The sequence below is a fragment of the Peribacillus sp. SIMBA_075 genome, assembly GCF_046534585.1.
Window position 1 is genome coordinate 141,198 of sequence record NZ_JAWRYN010000008.1, and the last position, 18,797, is coordinate 159,994.

The 18,797-nt window shown below is 37.7% G+C and carries 21 protein-coding genes and 1 pseudogene; 7 read left to right on the plus strand and 15 right to left on the minus strand.

Annotation, left to right across the window (positions count from 1 at the left end; all coding sequences use genetic code 11):
• The first annotated feature begins 240 nt into the window (after positions 1 to 240).
• Both SB775_RS09235 and SB775_RS09240 read left to right on the plus strand, forming a co-directional pair.
• Positions 241 to 1,230, plus strand: coding sequence for an aliphatic sulfonate ABC transporter substrate-binding protein (locus SB775_RS09235; protein ID WP_410861404.1), 990 nt, complete (start codon positions 241 to 243; stop codon positions 1,228 to 1,230).
• Between the two features lie 30 nt (positions 1,231 to 1,260).
• Positions 1,261 to 2,151 carry a TauD/TfdA dioxygenase family protein gene (locus SB775_RS09240; protein WP_410861406.1) on the plus strand — a complete coding sequence of 297 codons (891 nt, stop codon included), beginning with the start codon at positions 1,261 to 1,263 and terminating at the stop codon, positions 2,149 to 2,151.
• A 185-nt stretch (positions 2,152 to 2,336) separates the two neighbouring features.
• On the opposite strand, the gene SB775_RS09245 is transcribed toward SB775_RS09240, so the two are convergent.
• From SB775_RS09245 to SB775_RS09260, 4 genes are all read right to left on the minus strand, one after another.
• A complete protein-coding gene (locus tag SB775_RS09245) occupies positions 2,337 to 2,924 on the minus strand; it encodes a DUF6241 domain-containing protein (protein WP_410861408.1) in 588 nt (195 codons plus the stop codon).
• A 414-nt stretch (positions 2,925 to 3,338) separates the two neighbouring features.
• Positions 3,339 to 3,923 (minus strand): ATP-dependent Clp endopeptidase proteolytic subunit ClpP, encoded by a 585-nt coding sequence (gene clpP, locus SB775_RS09250; RefSeq protein ID WP_061461763.1) that lies wholly within the window; start codon positions 3,921 to 3,923, stop codon positions 3,339 to 3,341.
• A gap of 30 nt (positions 3,924 to 3,953) precedes the next feature.
• Complete coding sequence (locus SB775_RS09255) at positions 3,954 to 4,661, minus strand: sigma-70 family RNA polymerase sigma factor (protein ID WP_089363498.1); 708 nt, start codon at positions 4,659 to 4,661, stop codon at positions 3,954 to 3,956.
• 436 nt (positions 4,662 to 5,097) lie between these two features.
• Entirely contained in the window at positions 5,098 to 5,397 is a 300-nt protein-coding gene (locus SB775_RS09260) for a hypothetical protein (RefSeq protein WP_176431960.1), read from the minus strand.
• Positions 5,398 to 5,807: 410 nt separating this feature from the next.
• Here SB775_RS09260 and SB775_RS09265 point away from each other — a divergent pair, with 410 nt between their 5' ends.
• Positions 5,808 to 6,320 (plus strand): tyrosine-type recombinase/integrase, encoded by a 513-nt coding sequence (locus SB775_RS09265; protein ID WP_410861432.1) that lies wholly within the window; start codon positions 5,808 to 5,810, stop codon positions 6,318 to 6,320.
• The gene (locus SB775_RS09270) at positions 6,311 to 6,505 is read left to right on the plus strand and encodes a hypothetical protein (protein WP_410861411.1); all 195 of its coding nucleotides are present in this window, start codon (positions 6,311 to 6,313) and stop codon (positions 6,503 to 6,505) included. The genes SB775_RS09265 and SB775_RS09270 overlap by 10 nt, the downstream gene beginning before the upstream one ends.
• Positions 6,506 to 6,575: 70 nt before the next feature.
• Here SB775_RS09270 and SB775_RS09275 read toward each other — a convergent pair.
• A pseudogene (locus SB775_RS09275) lies at positions 6,576 to 7,209 on the minus strand (glutaminase); the annotation flags it as partial.
• 475 nt (positions 7,210 to 7,684) lie between these two features.
• Between SB775_RS09275 and SB775_RS09280 the strand changes: the two are divergent.
• The 3 genes from SB775_RS09280 (at position 7,685) to SB775_RS09290 (ending at position 9,633) form a co-directional block, all read left to right on the plus strand.
• On the plus strand, positions 7,685 to 7,891 hold the full coding sequence (locus tag SB775_RS09280; protein ID WP_410861413.1) for a hypothetical protein: 207 nt from the start codon (positions 7,685 to 7,687) through the stop codon (positions 7,889 to 7,891).
• Positions 7,892 to 8,302: 411 nt separating this feature from the next.
• Positions 8,303 to 8,593 carry a hypothetical protein gene (locus SB775_RS09285; RefSeq protein ID WP_410861415.1) on the plus strand — a complete coding sequence of 97 codons (291 nt, stop codon included), beginning with the start codon at positions 8,303 to 8,305 and terminating at the stop codon, positions 8,591 to 8,593.
• Between the two features lie 791 nt (positions 8,594 to 9,384).
• The gene (locus tag SB775_RS09290; protein ID WP_410861417.1) at positions 9,385 to 9,633 is read left to right on the plus strand and encodes a hypothetical protein; all 249 of its coding nucleotides are present in this window, start codon (positions 9,385 to 9,387) and stop codon (positions 9,631 to 9,633) included.
• A gap of 79 nt (positions 9,634 to 9,712) precedes the next feature.
• Here the strand turns inward: SB775_RS09290 and SB775_RS09295 are convergent, their stop codons facing one another.
• The 10 genes from SB775_RS09295 to SB775_RS09340 all read right to left on the minus strand — a co-directional run.
• A complete protein-coding gene (locus SB775_RS09295) occupies positions 9,713 to 10,465 on the minus strand; it encodes a Panacea domain-containing protein (RefSeq protein ID WP_410861419.1) in 753 nt (250 codons plus the stop codon).
• A 13-nt stretch (positions 10,466 to 10,478) separates the two neighbouring features.
• Entirely contained in the window at positions 10,479 to 11,180 is a 702-nt protein-coding gene (locus SB775_RS09300) for a nucleotidyltransferase family protein (protein WP_410861420.1), read from the minus strand.
• Between the two features lie 305 nt (positions 11,181 to 11,485).
• Positions 11,486 to 12,610, minus strand: a complete 1,125-nt coding sequence (locus SB775_RS09305) for a peptidoglycan-binding protein (RefSeq protein WP_410861421.1) — start codon at positions 12,608 to 12,610, stop codon at positions 11,486 to 11,488.
• Between the two features lie 56 nt (positions 12,611 to 12,666).
• Entirely contained in the window at positions 12,667 to 12,912 is a 246-nt protein-coding gene (locus tag SB775_RS09310) for a phage holin (protein WP_410861422.1), read from the minus strand.
• A gap of 1 nt (position 12,913) precedes the next feature.
• Positions 12,914 to 13,231: a hypothetical protein gene (locus SB775_RS09315; RefSeq protein WP_410861423.1), complete on the minus strand. Its 318-nt coding sequence runs from the start codon at positions 13,229 to 13,231 to the stop codon at positions 12,914 to 12,916.
• 44 nt (positions 13,232 to 13,275) lie between these two features.
• A complete protein-coding gene (locus SB775_RS09320) occupies positions 13,276 to 13,488 on the minus strand; it encodes a hypothetical protein (RefSeq protein ID WP_410861424.1) in 213 nt (70 codons plus the stop codon).
• Complete coding sequence (locus SB775_RS09325; RefSeq protein WP_410861425.1) at positions 13,488 to 13,916, minus strand: hypothetical protein; 429 nt, start codon at positions 13,914 to 13,916, stop codon at positions 13,488 to 13,490. The genes SB775_RS09320 and SB775_RS09325 overlap by 1 nt, the downstream gene beginning before the upstream one ends.
• Before the next feature lie 13 nt (positions 13,917 to 13,929).
• Positions 13,930 to 17,781 (minus strand): phage tail spike protein, encoded by a 3,852-nt coding sequence (locus SB775_RS09330; RefSeq protein WP_410861426.1) that lies wholly within the window; start codon positions 17,779 to 17,781, stop codon positions 13,930 to 13,932.
• Between the two features lie 12 nt (positions 17,782 to 17,793).
• Positions 17,794 to 18,456 carry a distal tail protein Dit gene (locus SB775_RS09335; RefSeq protein ID WP_410861427.1) on the minus strand — a complete coding sequence of 221 codons (663 nt, stop codon included), beginning with the start codon at positions 18,454 to 18,456 and terminating at the stop codon, positions 17,794 to 17,796.
• Between the two features lie 4 nt (positions 18,457 to 18,460).
• Positions 18,461 to 18,797: IS3 family transposase (locus tag SB775_RS09340; protein WP_410861428.1), on the minus strand; the 337-nt coding region annotated here is incomplete at its 5' end.

An 18,797-nucleotide genomic window follows, 5' to 3' on the forward strand; every position in this document is an offset into this window, starting at 1 on the left:
AATACCAATTTATTTTATCGGATTAATCAAAAAAAGGAATTGACAGATTATTCTAGCAGCTGTTAAGATGCATTCATACACAAATCCGCATCACAAAAAACCAATAAAAGGTCATGTGAATCAACTGGACTACCGGAGATTCAATGAAGAGAAACCCCGACATACTCTTCGTTGAATCTCTTTTTTTTTATTAATCTGACTATCCAGATGTGGTAAGTGTAATAAAAAAGGAGGGAATTCATGAAGGAATATCGTAACAAGTTAACTGCAGTATTACTTGCCATCATTAGCATTGCTGTATTGGCAGGTTGTAATTCCGATGCCGGCAAAGCTTCCGGGAAAAGCGATCCACTTAAAGTTCATATTGCCTTAAATGGCAAGATGGGGCCATTGGTCATTGCAAAGGAAAAGGGATTATTCGACGAAGAGTTTTCTAAACTGGATGCCCAAACCGAGTGGAGTGAATTCCCGAGTGGCCCCCCGCTTTTGGAATCCCTCGCTTCCAATCGGGTCGACCTATCTTTTTTAGGGGATGGTGCACTGATTGCCGGAATTGATAAGAATCTGCCATTTGAAGTGATTGCACAAACAGGTCGAGGTGAGTCATCTGTCCGGATCCTGGCTCAGCCAGAAGGTGACATAAAGCAGATTGAAGACTTAAAGGGAAAAACCGTCGGTGTTGCCTCCGGGACAACAGGCCATGTGTATTTAATCAAGGCATTGAAAGCCCATGGTTTAACGACTGATGATATTAAACTCATCAATTTACAACCGGATGATGCTCAATCCGCTTTTGAAACCAAACAATTGGACGCCTGGGCGATATGGAACCCTTATTACCTTAATAATATTGAAAAAGGGAATGCAGTCGCACTTAATGTAAAGGGAAAAATATTGGCTCCTGGTGCAATCATTGCACGTAACGGATTTGCAAAAGCACATCCTGAAATTGTAGAGGCTTATTTAAAGGTTTATAAAAAAGCTGCCGATTGGCAAATTGAAAATCCAGATGAAGCATCTGAAATTTATTCCAAAGAAACTAAATTGCCTGTGAGCACAGTCAAGACAATAATAACGGCCGAAGAACCAAATATCTTCTTTACCGAAGATGCCATCAAAGCACAACAAGAATCAATCAATACTTTAGCTGGTGTGGGTTATATCAAGAAATCATTTAATTTTAAAAACCAGATCCACAATGAATACATTGATGAAGCCTTTAAAAAATAAAAAAACATACCTTACAGGAGGAGATTGATTATGACGGAAACTAAAACACAACAATTAAAAGTGGTACCCGTAGCAGGAAGAATTGGAGCGGAAATTCAAGGTGTCCAATTAAGCGGAGCCTTGGATTTAGCTATTTTAAGTGAAATCAAACAAGCGTTAAACGATCATAAAGTCGTATTCTTCAAAGGTCAAAACCATTTGGACGATGCCACCCAAGAAGCATTTGCAAAACTATTTGGTGAACCTTATGCACATCCTACAGTACCGGTCAAAGACAATACTAACTATATCTTCGAACTTGATTCCGAACGAGGTGCTAAAGCAAACCATTGGCATACTGATGTCACTTTTGTACCAGAAGTTCCTAAATACTCTGTTTTAAGAGGTGTAACCATCCCTGATGTTGGCGGGGATACAGTTTGGGCAAATACCAATAAAGCATATGAGGACCTGCCGGATGGATTGAAGAAATTAGCGGATGGACTATGGGCGATCCATACAAATGAATATGATTATGCACAATTCAAACCAGCCGAAAATATTGATGATGAGGTTAAAAAGAAATATCGTGATATATTCGAATCGACCATTTATAAAACAAGGCACCCAGTCGTTCATGTGCACGCAGAAACCGGGAAAAGGCATTTGTTATTAGGTGGCTTTGCTGGAAGAGTGGAAGGATATACAACAAGTGAATCTGAAAGATTATTAAGTATCTTCGATTCATACGTCACTCGCTTAGAAAATACAGTGCGTTGGCAATGGAGTGAAGGGGACGTGGTCATTTGGGATAACCTAGCCACGCAGCATTACGCTATTGCCGATTACGGGGATCAGCACCGCGTCGTTCGCAGGGTCACAGTAGGAAAAGACGTACCCGTAAACAAGGAGAACGAGTCAAGCAAACTAGTTAAGAAATAAAACTCCTGTATGGAGTTAAAAATCCCATTGCTTGACTTCCCCATAAGCGAATGACTGAGTTGAATGGAAAACACTCAAACCTCCTGAGGAACTGGCCTTATTGCAGGAGGTTTAAGTGTTTTCTTTATTGAACAGGTCTTATCAACTCGCCCTCTGATATATTCAATACTTCCCTGCAAATGGCCTCACTTAAAATTCACTTCAATGAATTCAATCTCTTCTGCCGCACTTAATGTGCCATGGGCTTTTCCAACGGTGCCTTCTTTGTCTTCCCAAAAGAAGTTATGGTCCTGAACGATCGTGCTAAAATTAAAGTCCCCCCACCTGGCAGCAATGCCGAGCAATCTATCTCTATGCTGAAAATCACTTAAATCCACTATTTTATAAACCTCTTCTATAATCTTAGGGGACATTGGTATAGCTCCCCATTTATCTTGCGATCGAACTTTTTGATGAGTCATTTTATGCATGACGTCCATGACTTCCGTTTCGGTTGAGTCTTCATCAAGCCCTGTTTCAAATTCAATCCCATCATATATCGCTGTTTTCGCTTCCAGTTCCGCCGCTTTAGCTTTCGCTTCCCTTTGGGCTGTGATTTTAACATCCTCTCTTTCTCTTTCAATTTGTTCTTTGGTTTCCCTGGCTTCGATCTCCAGTTGTGCTTTTTCGTAATCATTGGAGTTTTCCATGATTTTAAAGGAAGCAATCCCCAACCCGAATAATGCCACAACAAAGATTCCACTAATAAGTAAAACCTTTTGCGCTTTCTTCATTGAAACTTCCTCCAAGATATTGATAATGTTAGATAATATTTATTTTAACATATTAAATGGATGGACTATCCAGAAAAGGAAGACATCCAAAATCCTTTTCTCAGCCCTTTTCAAAAAGAATTTCAGTAGTTTCAGATTTCAATAGTCACCCTTGGCACCCTTCTATTTTTTCACACATATGGAATGGTGGTCATATCTCTTCTTCCTCCTAACAATAATATTGGCTATGCGGCCATTGAGATGAAGCTAAATTAGTGGATCCAAAAAAGTATTGGAACGAGGTATGGGGATTTGTAAATAAATATATGGAGTAATGTCGAAGGTAAAAAAGAAACTGCCGATATAGATATCGACAGTTTCTTTTCGTTTTCATCCAGCTTATTTTTGAGTTTACTGATGGCGTTTTTATCAGGATTACTTATCCTGAACGATTATTTCATCGATTATACCGTAATCCTTCGCCTCTATTGCGCTTAAGAAGTAATCACGATCTGTGTCCTTCGCCACCTTTTCGATAGGCTGCCCAGTCCTTTCCGAGATGATTTGATTGATATGATCCTTTAGTTTCAAAATCCTTCGGGCAGAAATTTCAATTTCCGTGGCTTGCCCCCTCGCCCCACCAAGCGGTTGATGAAGCATGATTTCACTATTTGGCAAAGCGCACCTTTTCCCTTTCGTACCCGCCAATAAAAGCATGGCACCGAATGATGCAGCCATCCCCGTACATACAGTCCGGATATCAGGCTTAATATATTGCATCGTATCATAAATGGCGAAACCGGCACTGGTCGATCCCCCTGGACTGTTTATGAAGATGGTAATTTCCTTCTCAGGAGCATCTGCTGCCAAGAATAACAATTGGGCAACCACACTATTGGCTAAATGATCGGTGATTTCTTCCCCAATCATGATGATACGGTCTTTTAGAAGTCTGGAATAAATATCATACGAGCGCTCACCCTTGCCTGATTGCTCAATTACATATGGAATGGTGGTCATATCTCTTCTTCCTCCTAACAATAATATTGGCTATGCGGCCATTGAGAGTGTGTTTGAAGGAGTGAAGCTTGATTTGGAAAGAATCGAACGATTCATCAGTTTAGGAATCATCGATTCACTGTTCAGGGATTTGAAAGATGGAATGCTTCTAATGAGGATATCAGGATTCTGGGCTTTTAAAGCCTGTGTCATCAGGGACATGAGCCGCTGTTCCTCCTCATCCTGCCAATCTTCCACACAAGACAACTTACGCTCTTCAACGTCATCGTCAAAACGCTTTTTCACACGGTTCAAGATTGCCTTTACAGCCGTTTCCGTGGTGTTCAAATAATCTGAGATTTCTTTTGACCGATAGAGGAATCCTTCCTTTAACAGGAATACAACGGCTTGTTTCGGGGTAAGTGACTTTATTATATATTCAACCGTTTCAAAGGCATTTTCCCCAACTGATCCCTGTTGTTCGGTATCCAACAGTTCGTCTAATGATTCTTTTTTCCTTTTTCGTATCGTATCAATCCAGGAATGGCGGGCTATCGTCTTCAATAAAGCCGTTGTTATCTCGGTTTTCTTTCCATAGCCCTGCATTGCCTTCAATACCGTTTCCTGTGCCAAATCATCCCCATCCCAATTATTTTGGGTCAGGAATCGGCAAAACCGAAGCAATTCAGGATAGACTTCACGCAAAATCGCACCGTTATCCTTTTCTTCAGAAATATCTTCCCTTAACTTATTTATCATTTTTCTCACTCCTTCAACACCCTCTATCCTATAAACGTTTCAGAAAGAGAAAAAGATATGGGGTGAAAAATTTTCCTTCATTCTTCATTATATTCTATTCCATTTTTTCCATTGGATTTCCTTTCATACTAAAAACCTGTTTGATTAAGATCCAAACAGATTAGTTTCAATGTTCCATATGAACAAATATGGCCTTCTCCGCTGTTTACCCGTTCGTCACCACTCATTTCAGCAAAGCCTTATTTTCCAAAACACTTCATATTCCCCGTTAATTCCACTCCGTTCCATTAAGCCAATCAGCCAAATCTTTGGATGTCCCCCCGCTCACGATAATATTCGGTCAATATGTCCTTACCTTTGCGCTAAACCCCGACGTCCCGGATACCCTTGTTGCCCTGAATTTCAAATTTACGGGTGATCCATAGGAACTCTGCTGCTATTCCAAGTGTTCAATGCATTCAACCGTATATTCGCTAGGTTCCATAACGTTTTCTTCAATACCAAACCAACTGGAGGCGCGACTCTCATTAGCGCTATCTTTACAATAGTTCACCAAAGAACCTGCTGGCATTTCTTCTTGATCGCTCATCTCTTCAAAATTAACTGATTGCTCGTTATGACTCCCGCTGTCTGTCTTTTCATTCTCCAAGTCTGCGAACATGAACATACAGTAAAAAACCGCAACCATAATTGCCATAGTAAACAACCTTGACATTAAAGGCAGTAACTTTTTCAATATAACTAAACCTCTCTTCATGGTGGTTTCCCAATCCTGCTGTTAAAGCATAATAAATTCAGAATGAATGAATGAATTAATTCATCTATTAAATATCCATCAAAACATCAGTTTAGAAAAATATTCCTATAGACTCATTATATCAAGTTCCAGAAGTTTTTAATGCCATTATTCAACCTTAATACGAATAAACAACTAAAATACTTCGAACCCTTAAAAGTGGACAGTCCAAAAAATATCAGTATACACCTCACATTGACTTCCATCCTTTTCAAGTGTTACTCTTAAATTAATAAAAAGTATACATTCAAAACACTGATTCCATTAGCGTGAAATAAGGGTGATCTCATTTGCCAAAAGAACATTTAATTGACGTTCAACCTATCAGATCATTGGAAAAATTAGATGATATGAAATGGTCACTGAAGAGACATTGCAGCGAGAGAGACTACATATTGTTCTTGTTAGGCATCAATACAGGCTTGCGTGTGTCTGATTTATTATCGCTGAAGATAAAGGACATTAAAGGTAAGATGGAGGTCATCATCAAGGAAGGCAAAACAAAAAAGCCAAGAATAATACAGCTTAATAATGTATGTAATGAATTGGCAGCCTATATAGCCACCATCGATGGTGAATGGCTATTCCCCTCACGCAAGGGCGATAAGCCAATTAGCAAGATACAAGCCTACAGACAGCTTAATAAAGCAGCGGACATGGTGGACATCGAGGGCGTTGGTACCCATACCATGAGGAAAACGTATGGGTACTGGTTCTATAAACGAAGTAAGGACCTTGCTGAGTTACAAGTGATCCTTAATCATTCACATCCTGAAATTACACTCAAGTACATTGGGATTGCTGATGAAGGAACAGAGGACAGCTTTAATGATATTATGGGAGGACGGAAGAAATGTCACTGACTGAATACAATGCAAAATATGAATATATCATTCGAAGCAATATTTCCGATAGGCAAAAGGCATTGAAATTAGCTGATCTAATGACCGATATGGAAGGCAACCTAAGAAATGACATCGGGGAACATCGGAATAAAGAGGTACATGCATTATATAAAAAAGTATCTCTCCTATCCAACTTGTTATGATCACCTTAAGACCCTTGCCATATGTGCAGAGGTCCTTTTTTTGCCGTGAAAGTGAGTGATTTGTTTCTCAGGTAACCATGAATGTCTTGCAAATTCGGGCAATGTCCCCGGGGATGATTTGCTTTCCTGTCAACAAATCTTTCCCATTCATGGCCAGCACACAGCCTATCCTCGCCAAATCCTGACTGTCCATTTCATTGGTACACTGCTTCGAGTACAATTCGATTAAGTCCTCCACACTCTCAATAGTGGGATTTTGCATCAATTCTCGGATAAAATCTAAAATAAGCCTGAATCGTTCATTCTCACTGTCACCTGCAAATCATGTGGGTCACAGTCAATGCTCCTGCATTGATCATCGGGTTTAACAGCTTGGATGGCTTGTTTGTCTCTAACTTGGCAATCGAATTAAAAGGGTCACCAGTAGCTTCTTTGCCTACATAGGAAAAAACATATTCCTCCCCTTTTTCCATTAATACAAGAGCAAGTGTCAAACTTTCGATATGCTCTGCAGGGTCATTTTCCCACTTACATACCCCGCACAATATCCTTTTCCGTCAGGATAGTAAATAGCAACAGATAAATCCCCATGGTTCGCCTTTTCAAGAGCTTGAATATAGTCTGCCCGTTCCCATATTTGTAAATTGTTTTGCCTGATCGACCAGTTGCTGTAACTCGTCATTGGACCTGCATTGACATCCCATATAGTTCACAATTTTCCGCCCCTTTGAAAATTTATTGTTTGAAGTTCTTAAATAGTGGTTTTTTATTTATTACAATATTTCATTGATATTATTTTTAAAAAGTACGAAGCGGAAAATAAATAGAGTAAGGTTAAAGGAGGTACTTTTTCTGGTTGATAACGGGACTAGTGCATCATGTCTCAATATAAATTTTCTAACATCACAATAACACACTCCTACGCAGAACATGATTCTGAATTACTTTGGTCGTGTTAAAGACAAAGATAAATAACAACAAATACGGGCAACCGTCAATCAGTAAGACAGCTAAGCTAACGCCATGTAAAAAAGTTAGGAGCAACTTCACTATTCTTTAAAGAAGATTTAATTGAAAAAAGAAGGAATTAGACGTGTTCAGACGGAAATATAGACCATACGAATATTATCGCATAAACTTTCATATGTATTTCACACTTGATGGAAAGTAGGAAAAGCCATGGGAAAATCGAAGAGTTTACAAGAAATCTATCACGCCAACCGTCCAGAAAATAATGAACTTTTCCGAGCGATACAACAGCATCTACAAATGAAGCATCCAGACAAACGAATGACAGCTACGAGAACATTGCAAGTAATTGTGGCTAATAGTGTTTCATACGGAGAGCTGCGTAATGTGGAAGCACGCCTTCTTCACAGTCAATAAGGATCTGTTGTTTCATAAGCCCTTTGAAAATTTCAAACACAGAAAGGCTCTCATCAATGAAAGAATTTCTAAAAAAATTCTAAAACATTCGGCTTAATCGCGCCACTTGTGACACTGGCTTTTTTTAAAATCAGCTATCTACTGGATGCTCAACCAGACCTAGCAATCTAGCTAAAATCAACATGTCACATGTAAGTTGGTTCGTTTCGTAAACTCAGCAACATTCATTCTTTCGCTTACTACGGTTCGGTGCAATGGTTTTTGCCTTTGGAAAAGTCGCCTGTTTTATACAGATCTATTTTCATCTGCTGAGCAAAAATGCTTAACAGCTAAAGATTGACAATACTTTTATGGTGACTCATACTTGAAGTATCTTAATGACAGAATATTGAGAATTATGGAGGGGTAATTATGAATAAAATTTTCGTTCCTAACGCAATCGCCACTTTAACAAGACTTTTCTACAGTTCAACTACACAGAATGAGTATTTAGCGATGCGAACCGCTCAATTCTACATTGAAGACCTGAAGTTACTACAAGACGTGGAAGCTGTTGCCCTGGCAATTGAAAATCAAAATGCTTTCGCTTTAATGTCTAAATTTAAATTATTTGATTATAAGGCTGCTGAAGAAATTGAAATTGCACTATCCTCTGCTGGCTATACTGAAACAGAACTAAATGTTATGAATATTGAGATCTGAAATCATTGGCCAATCATTACTTTCGGAACGAATGGTAGAGTTAGCGCTCTTTGACCCATTCGTTTTTATTTTTCCGTAACACAGAAAACGCTCCCTAAACTATCGCTGTTAAAATAAATTATGAATGAATATCTGACGTGTGATGCCTAAGCGTATGAATGAAATCCTAACGCCCTTAATCTCAGATAATAGACCGTAATGTTTTATTGGTTTTGTATGATCCTTTGTTTTAATTCTCCTTCATCTTGATTGATGAATAACTTGTCAATTTTACCATTCCCTCAAACCTTCAATTAAATGTCCTGCTAATCCTTCACCTTTGAAATGATGGGCAGCACTTTTTAAAATAAGTTTTTGTCTGACGAATCAGCACGGAATTATCTTTCGCACCAGTTACTTCTATCCCTGCTTGATAATAAATTTCCCCCTTATACTCATTGCATACTACCCTCGCACATTATTTGTACATTTTTTGTAGTGGGTGAAAACACAAAAAAGCTTCACACAATTATGTGTGAAGCTTGATGTAATAGCGTTTATTCGCTATTGGTGATACCGGTGGCCGGGGTTAAATACCTCCCTTAAACATTGATATATAAGGGCCTGTTACCTTAGATGTGTAAAATATGTGTAAAATTTTAATACTTTTAAACAAAGAGCATTCACACGTACACAAAAAATACAAGCGTTCGAGAAATCAAATATGCCTTATTTCCTTCTGTTATAATGAAAAAAATTAAAGAAGTGAAAAATAAAGCATATGCTTTCAATAATGTTGGGAGTGAAAATTAATGAACATAAATATTAATGTTTACTTACATTCAAAAGAAACTAATTTCTTACAAAGTGGGAGCTTCCCTGTTCCTAATTCAGATTTTAATAAGGAGCCAGATTGGACAGCTGCTATCGCTGCATACGATTGGATTCAGCAAATTAAAGTTAACTTTGCAGCAAGTGAAGATTTTCGTATAGATCAGGTGATTTATAACGAGGATATAGATATTACGGAGTTAGTCAGAAATGTTAGACCAATCACGTAACTTGATTGGTCTTTTTAAGTATTTGTAATTAATTTAACAAAGAAAAAAGCCTTGCCATAAGACAAGACTTAACAAAAAATCATCTAGCATAATCGTGATACTGGGTAATTAAGGTATCTGTTATTTCACAATTTTGACCTGGCTTATAAATCCTATGCCATGGACCACCTTCTTGATGAGTTTTGTCAACTAAATCAAATGGATCAGCCTCACCATATTCTACCAAGACATCTACAATACATTTTAATGCCGTTGCACCATGTTCAGAATTGGCAATTTTAATAAAAGAGGGTGTAGCAGCAGTATCTTTTGTATCAATAATGAACTTCTCATCTTCCTTATAATCAATTATGGAAGACCCATGTATTTTAAATTTTTTAAAGACACTTTCTACAACAGGTCCATATTTATATGCGACTATGGGTTCATGAAAGAGCTTTTCGCCTGTCCGTGTTAAAAACTCTGAGTAACAATAATATAATAATTTTTGTAATTTTAAATGAGATGAAGGAAAAACAGTGAGTATGAATTTTGCCACATCATTTGCACTAAGAGTTTGATCATTAGCTACATAATTTACAAAAGTATCCACATCATCTGTTACTGCCACATCTGCGAAAAACTCATCTTTTTCCGTAACTGATTCCCATGCAGTAGAACTTGTTGATAGTTTATGGAGACCAAAATGTACTTCTCCACAGGCTTTTTTCACTTTTGCAAAAAAATGATTAATGATTTCCTTATCTAGTTTATCCTCAGTTGAATAATGCCATCCAACTCGCATTCCTTGATGATAAGAACTCATAATAGCTATAAAATGAAAAGCAGACAATTTCAACACCTCCTTAAAGGTCGAATGCTTGTTTGTGTATTTTTGCGGATTTTATATATTCTTGTTTATGTTTTGCGTGTGATTCATAATTATTTTCAAAATCCTCTGGTAACCACACTTGTAGTTCCCATGGGAAATTTTTATTATTATCACCATAAAAATAGATATGTGTAGCTATATATTCCCCTTTTGAGGAATTTCTATACTTAATTTTATAATCATTCTCAAAAACATTGCACATCTTTGAGAATAATTCGCAATCATGTATAAAACCAGGCATTATTATACGAAATCCTAAGAGATCATTTAAACACTTATTCAACGGAAACCTTCCATTTTCCGTCTTACCGGAATTATAGTGACCTAATTTATATATTATCGATTCTGGCTGCTTAACCCTTAACCTAAAATCATATTCACTATATGTATACTCTAAATCTATATCAATTGTTAGTTGATCAATTTTACTCAGATAACTTTTTAGTACAGAATGAAATTCTTCATTAATAAAATATGCGTTACTATCATCAACTGGTTCTACAATATCTCTAATTAATGTTTTTTTTAAATTAAATTGATTAACTTCACGCCATTCTTGGGAAAAATCTTTATGTATTTGTATAATTTCAATCATAAGTGAGCATATTTTATGTATAGCATAATCTAGTTCTGTATACTCAGAACTTTCAAGTAACTTAAGCGCTGTTTCACTCATATTAAAACCAAACAAAAATTTGCAACATTTTTTAATGGATTAAACATGATAATTCTCCTTAGCATAAACTACTTCTTAAAGTTAAAAAGAATTTAACTGGTTAAATCTAATAATAAAGCATTTATTGCTTAAAGAAAACCATTGTTTTCTCAACTTAATTTCTGGCATAATTTATTTACGTTTTTTCACTACTTTTTTACCCTACTTATACAATGTTTTTTTTGATTGAAATACTATTGGTAATACGTATGATTAATAATGCAGAAAAAAAACAAAAACCTTCTCCAAAAAGGAGAAGGAGTATTTTATTCTGTAAACAGTTCATTAAAAGTTTCCTTACCTGCCTTCTTATCTGCAGTAATCTTTTTAGCTTTTTGGAACTTTTCTAATGCTGTTTCAGTACCTTTTCCAAAGATAGAATCAAGTGATCCAGGGTTAAATCCTGCCAAATAAAGTGCAGCCTGTAGGATCCATGTGAGATTGCCTTTTGCACCCTTTTGGACAGTGACAATGGCAACCTTGGTCTTAACACCCCATTTTCCATCTACAACAAGCTTTTTATTGAACTGCTTATTAAGTTCTGTTTGTAAAGCTTTGATAAGTGCAGATTTGGTTTTAGGGCCATTAAATCCATCCACATTAAGACCAGCTTTATAACGGCTATTTAAGGTTTTTTGAATGGATCTGATTGTTTCATTTGAACTAGTATCAGGTTTAACAATAACGTCTTTAGCATTTCCAAAATTGATTTTCTGACCTATTTGCAATTTGGCTGGATCGATACCAGGATTTGCTTTAATTAAATCTTCTACTTGCACGTCACCAGCTCCATCTTTATGAGCTATGCTCCATAAGGTATCTCCTTCTTGGATGGTGTATGTGTTAGGCGCTGGAGACGGTTTAACGGGAGTTGTTGATCCCTGCCATTTAATAAGTTTACGATAATCATATACGCAGCACGCTTTCCAGCTATAGCCTGGCATCTCACTGTGAGATGTATCATTTTTACCAATGTTATCTTTAACGAGTGCAGAATGAAGGTCTGCGATTGAAGCTATTGTTGCATCGTCCATAGTGTCGGAGCGATAATCACCAGCAACACAGATACCTAGTGCGAATTGATTGCTATTCCCTACATGGTAGGTGCGGCGGTCAATATCATGAGCATACACAATCCTAGCCCTTTTTCCATTTGGAGTATTAATTACATTCTTAGGCTCTATAATAAATGTATATCCCACCCCCGGCCACCCAAGCGTGTTTACATGGTATTCTGCGAAACTTGCTGCATCAGATCCACCCAAATGCTTTTTTGTTAATGAATGATGCCATACACGGTGGGTTATTGCTTTTGTACGTTTTGAATAAGTGCCTTTTGATTTTAATTTACCTCTTTTATCAACCAATTGAGGAAGTTTAGTAAAGTTCATTTTCCATCGTCTCCTTTTAATTTAAACTCATAATAAAAAGCCACCCGATGGGCAGCTTATTTTAGTCCTTGTTTTTTTAAAGTATCTTCTTGATTTATAGCCTTTTTTGTAAGCAAATATTGATTCTTATACACCCCGTATAAAGCAAAACCAAGGGGAACAATCGCTGTTAGAAAGTTAATAAATGAATTTATCGTATTTTCATTGAACCATTCAACCTGATAACCGAGTGATTGAAAAAATAAAAGCAGTGCCCCAAGAGCACCGCCAATCATTGCTACATATTGTTTTGCTTTATCCATTTCAAAATTCCCCTTTGTTTTCGAATTTATCAATTCGTTTATGAGCTTGTTTCGCACTTTCTTCATTTCGAATAACTCTTTCTGATAATGCTGTCCAACGTTGGTCACTAGCTTTAAAATCAATCCTAATTGAATCAACTGATTGACCAATATTATCTAACTTTGTTCTAATGATTGCAGATTCTGTAGCATCATTTTTGACATTACTTTTGATATCATTTTTTCTATTTCGGCTAAATGTTAACAAGCCCAGGACAGCCCCTGTTGCCGTACACAATAAACCAATAAGCGTGATTAATAAACCCAATGAAACATTCATCTTTTTCGCCCCATTTGTATACAAAATAAAAAGCCCTATTCGGCTTATGGTTGTAATCGATTAATTATTTTTGTCCTCGCGACTTCCGTTAATGCTGAAAGGGCTTCGTTCCCTTGATACTCTTCAGTAGTAAGCGGAATATAACCATTAAGATTGATACTTCCCTCTGGATCCTTACTCTGGAATTGCACATTTACGGAAGATACGCCACCATCTGCATAACGGATATTAGTTGTTGTTATTTGAATTTCTAACATTATTCTTCATCTCCCTTTTCTTTAGAGTTTTCAAAGGCCGTGTACAGGTGTTCAAACGTATCTGCCTCTTTACCTGATACCTCTTTATCGTAATTCTCGATAATGCCTTTCATGGTTTTAATCATTCCATGGGCATCCCCTCCTTCAATGACATAAAAATCGGACAAGTAATCATTTTGCTGCCTCTTAAATTCATTAATATCGTCTATTGCAAAGCTGCCATCTTTATTTTTATTTGGATCCCCATTATCATCTGTACCTGTAAATTCTTTGATAAGTTGCAATTCTTCTTCTGATACCTGTTTGATTTTTTCAGATAATTGCTTGATAAAACGTGTACGGTGAATTGATTGTTTCCCTTTTAAAGTCATGGTTGATAAAAAATTAATGGAATCGACTAAATATGAATATTGAATTTTTACTTGCATTATAAAATTCCTCCTAGGCAATTTTAGACTCTAAGATTGCTATTTTTTGTTTTAAATATTGATTTTCGATTTTAAGCCAGTTAATATCATCGTCATGGATGTCCAGGACTGTGGATACTTCTTGTATTGCCTTCCACTCCACGCTAGCCATTGCATACTGATCAATTGCCTGACCACTCGCTGATAAAACTTCGACAGGAGTGTCATAACTTTCCCCGATGACAAAACCGTATTTTTCTTTAATGATTGAATTTTGAATATCTGATTTTAAATGATATTGGTAGATACTATGATTCTTAATAATCCCAAGCGCAGATTCTTTCCACTCATCAATATCCTGTTTCAAACTTTCCAATGAACTATTTTCAAATCCTCCAGCTTCGACAGGCCTAAATATTCCAGTTGTTCCTGTAGCAGTCACACGTAATTTTCCACCGCTAGTAGGACGAACATATATATGTGTACCGGTATTAATGTCAACCGCATTTCCATAATAGGTATGTGCACGAACATTACGATAAATATCGGTTAACCCTTTGTTTACAATTCTCACTTCATCATCTGAACCAATGTATGCATTCGAAGTGGTTGTTATAAATGCACGCCCGTATATGTCATATGCCATCAAGTTACGATAAATTGGATTCAGATTACCTTCAGCTGTTCCTTTTGCTACAACATGTAAATAACTGTCTGTACCTATCCAGGCACTTGTTGTCGTTGTGATAAAAGAGGAACTATAAACATGCCCTGCACGCAACGGGTAATAACTGTCTATCGTATTAGCACCTGTAATCCTTACCTCTCCCCCGTTCCTAGGACGCAAATAAAGATTTATTCCTGTTTCACCAGCATTCACCTCTACATAGTTCCCATAAAACCCTTGACTACGGATTGGCAGATAACGGTAGCTTCCAATTTCCCCATCCGAAGGGACATCCCTTATATCAACAACACGGGCTTCTTTTCCACTTTGTGCTGCTAAATATACATTCGCTGTGGTTGTTCCAACGGCACGGCTTGTAACTAATAAACTATCTGCTCGGAAACGAACATCGCCACCAGCATTATAGCCAAATAATCCGTCGGGATTGATATGCACATATTGACCATTATTCTGTCTCAATCGAACATTACCACCAGTAATATCAAGCTGTGTAAGCCCATCGCTTGATCGGAATTGAGAACCGTAAATATCAATCCCTCGAATAGCACCAGCATTAATCTTATCTGCGCTTATACTTGCAATTTTTGCATCATCCACAGCGAGATTACCAATCTTCGCATTTGTGATGGACGCATCTTGCATCTGTGCAGTGCCAACAGACAAATTGGCGATTTTCGCATTGGTAATAGCTGCATTTGCAATGGCTGCTGTCCCCACTGCTAAGTTAGCAATTTTTGCACTTGTGACAGCTAAATCTTTTATATTTGCTTCTCCAATCACTGCATTATCAATGATTGTTTGTCCTGTGATATGAACTTTCTTACCGTTTATCAATATTCCTTCTGTTGATATATTAATTTGGTTGACGACATCATTTTCTTTTACTCTCAAATTAATATTGTCTGCTAATTGAGATATTTGTGAAGTTGTCGTCATTTCTACGTGATCTAAATGGTTTTGAACCTGAGTAATCGTACTCGTCAAACTAGTAGCGGTTTGAGTTAATTGTGATTGAGTAGCAAATTTACCATCTGCATCCACTGTGCTAATTTTTGTTTCCACAACACCTGCCAATTGTGTGACTGTGGATTGATCAACTTTGTCGCTAACTTGTGTTTGTAGACCTTGTGCAGTTTGAGTTAGTGTGCTTATACTGCCTTCTGTATTTGTTAGTCTAGTAGCTAAACTTGTCGCAGTTAATTGTAATGCGCCTATATCCCCTTCGGCATTTGATATACGACTTAATAAAGCTGTTGCTGTTTGAGTAACAGTAGTGATGTTATTTTTATTATCAGCAACCTGAGTTTGCAAACCTTGTGCGGTTTGTGCAAGCAAACTAATACTACCTGTATTTACATCTACAACCTTACTTAAAACATCTGCTTTTTCGAATGATTCTTGTGCTGATAATAGAGCAGATTGAGCTTGATCAAAAGCTCCTTGTGCTTCTGTGATTGCTTCTTGAGCGTTTTGATTAGCAAGGTTAGCATTTGCAACTGCATGATTAGCTTGCTCAACCGCATTTTGAATCGGTGTTTTAACGTCATCTGCGACCATGTTAAAATCTACCGTTCCGTCTGCTAAGAGTTGAGCTTCTTTAGACAACTCTCTTAATTCTTCAGCAATTTCTGGGCCGAATAAAATATCATCAGAAATAATCCTTGCTGTTTGAGCCATTGCTTCCTCGGAAAATGGACCAGAAACGCCATGAGTATTCACAGCCCTCACTCGAAAATACCATTGCTGATTGGTCCCTGCCTGGTGGGTGTAAATACTGGTTTTACCCCGGAATGCAAGATTAGAAATGTCAGGTGTAAATCCTTGTATCTGAGAAGCATAGACCTCGTAATTAGCAATCGAGATAGTGTTCACAAAATCCCATTCGACTAATACATTTTGAAATAATCCTGATGCTATAACATTCAGAGGTTGAGAAGGGGTGACATTTTCAATTCTGTCATCCGTAATGGGCTTCTTCCCACCATTGTTCCAAACCCCTTTGTTGTCATTCAACTCCGATTCAATCTGATCAAGTCGGGCATCATCCGAATACAAGTCGATGAAATTCCCAAGTTCGACCACACCCGAATTGTCCGGATCTGATACATCATACTCAAAACTGATTACTCGTTCTTCCACTTCAATCGGCTTTGCAAAAGAATAATCCAAGGCGAAAGTGGTGTCGCCTAATCTCACCTTTTCATGCTCGTATCCTATAATGTTTTCAAGTAAAAAGACACTCATCTCAAAATTACGAATCGGATATTTTTGTTCTTGCAAGGCCTCCCATGTTTCTTGTAGCAACGCTGCAGGGTCTTCTTGCTCACTACTTTCAAATATGCCCTTTCTATGCCTCAGGGTGCCATCAGCGTTTTCTCTGCCGAATACAGTTAGAGCTTCAGGGTCCCCAACCCACTTTTGGCCTTTGGGTTTATCTACAGGATCACCATTCTTTACTTTCCATTCAATATCAGCAAAAGTGATTTTTCTAGTGAATCCTCCCGTAGCTTCTCCCTCTTCATCCTCTACCTCAAGAGAAGAACCCCGTCCGTATAATGCTGTTTTAGGATAAGATTGAACTCTTTCCGTAATAGACAGGATGTCTTTATCAATTTCCCATCGTTTACCTATGTCTTCCCCTCTTCTAGGAAGGATGTCGATAAACCGACCAGTTATCCTATTGCCCTCAATTTCCACACGGTCTCGAAGTTCGCCGCCCCATGTATTAATACATTCGGTTATGGCTTCAGTCGGTGTCATGTAGTAAAAATTCGTGGAATCCAAACCTAACTCTGCCACCACTCCGACTTTCCACCTCACGCCCTCCAGCGCTTTTGTAATGGCCGTTTTAAGGGTGACATTATAAGGCCGAACATCTTCAATAACCTCATCATTTAACTCAAGCATAGCTGCTTCACAGACCGCCGTTATAACCGGCCCGTCTGCACCATCAGTTCTTTCTAGCTCCTTAATAGTAAAAAGACGAAAAAAGCCATCCTTGTCCATGAAGGCGACCTGGTTTTCAGCCACAATATGCTGTGAATCCTCATGATTCCCTGCTGCAGTAAATTCAAAAGTAGTTCCTTGATTCAATAATTCTTTAAAGGGTGCAGACCAAAAGGGACATGTCTCCTCTCCATCGTTAGAAAGGATCGCCACTAGATTATCATGTGGGTCAAATATAAATAAATCAGACAACCGAAACACCTCCTATAGCCATCTCGGTCTGAATGTTACTGTAATGTTTGCAACGGTTTTATCAGCTATGATGTTATTTTGACCTTTTATAAATTCTGGCCATTTACTACTTAAATCTAACGCGGTCATCATCACCAAATTATTAATAGTGATTTTTCGCTTGCTTGTATCGATTATTAACAGATCACTTTGTTTAAAATTCCAAATAACCTTAAGGGTCTTTTCGTTTATAGAAACCGTATAGTTAGTGGTATTAGACATGAATTTTATGGAGAATACCGGATTTGTTTTTAAAGTGCCCACATTTCGAATCGGGAAATCACCCAAGATCAATGATTCTTCCTCTCCGTATTTGTATGGATCCGGACAGATAAAAGGAATGACTCCTTGTCCCCACTTCAATATTTCATCAGGATCAAAACTTCCGTCCACGACTGCATAATAGATTCGATCAGGTTCGTCATCAAAAATAAGAGGCTTTGGCTCGTCATGGATTAACCATTCTGCCAAGTCCTCTTTTACTTTTTGTAAATCCTCAATACTTTTACCCTTTAAAAAAACAGGAAGAGGTAATGCTCTAACTCCCGTATTCTTTTTAACCGGAAGAGCCCCTGGTCGTTTAGGAACGTCTTGATACGTCCACTCGATTGGAGCCCATGGTTGGATTGTCAACACTAAATCAAACAACTTTTTTAAGGGATAATTTTTTATATTCTAGAGGACTTAAGTAGCCAAGAGTTCCATGAATTCTTAGCTTATTAAACCAGTTCACGTAGTCTCCAAATTCGAGAGTTAGCTGGGATAAGTTCGCAAATGTTTTTTGATTGGCGAACTCAGTCTTAATGATTTTAAAGGTCGCTTCCGCGACAGCGTTATCATATGGACAACCTTTCATACTAAGTGAACGGCCAATTTTAAACGTGGTTAACGTTTCATCAATTAGCTTGTTTTTAAATTCATTCCCTCGATCTGTGTGGAAGAGCTGAATATCATGAAGGTTTCCTTTGATGGATGCA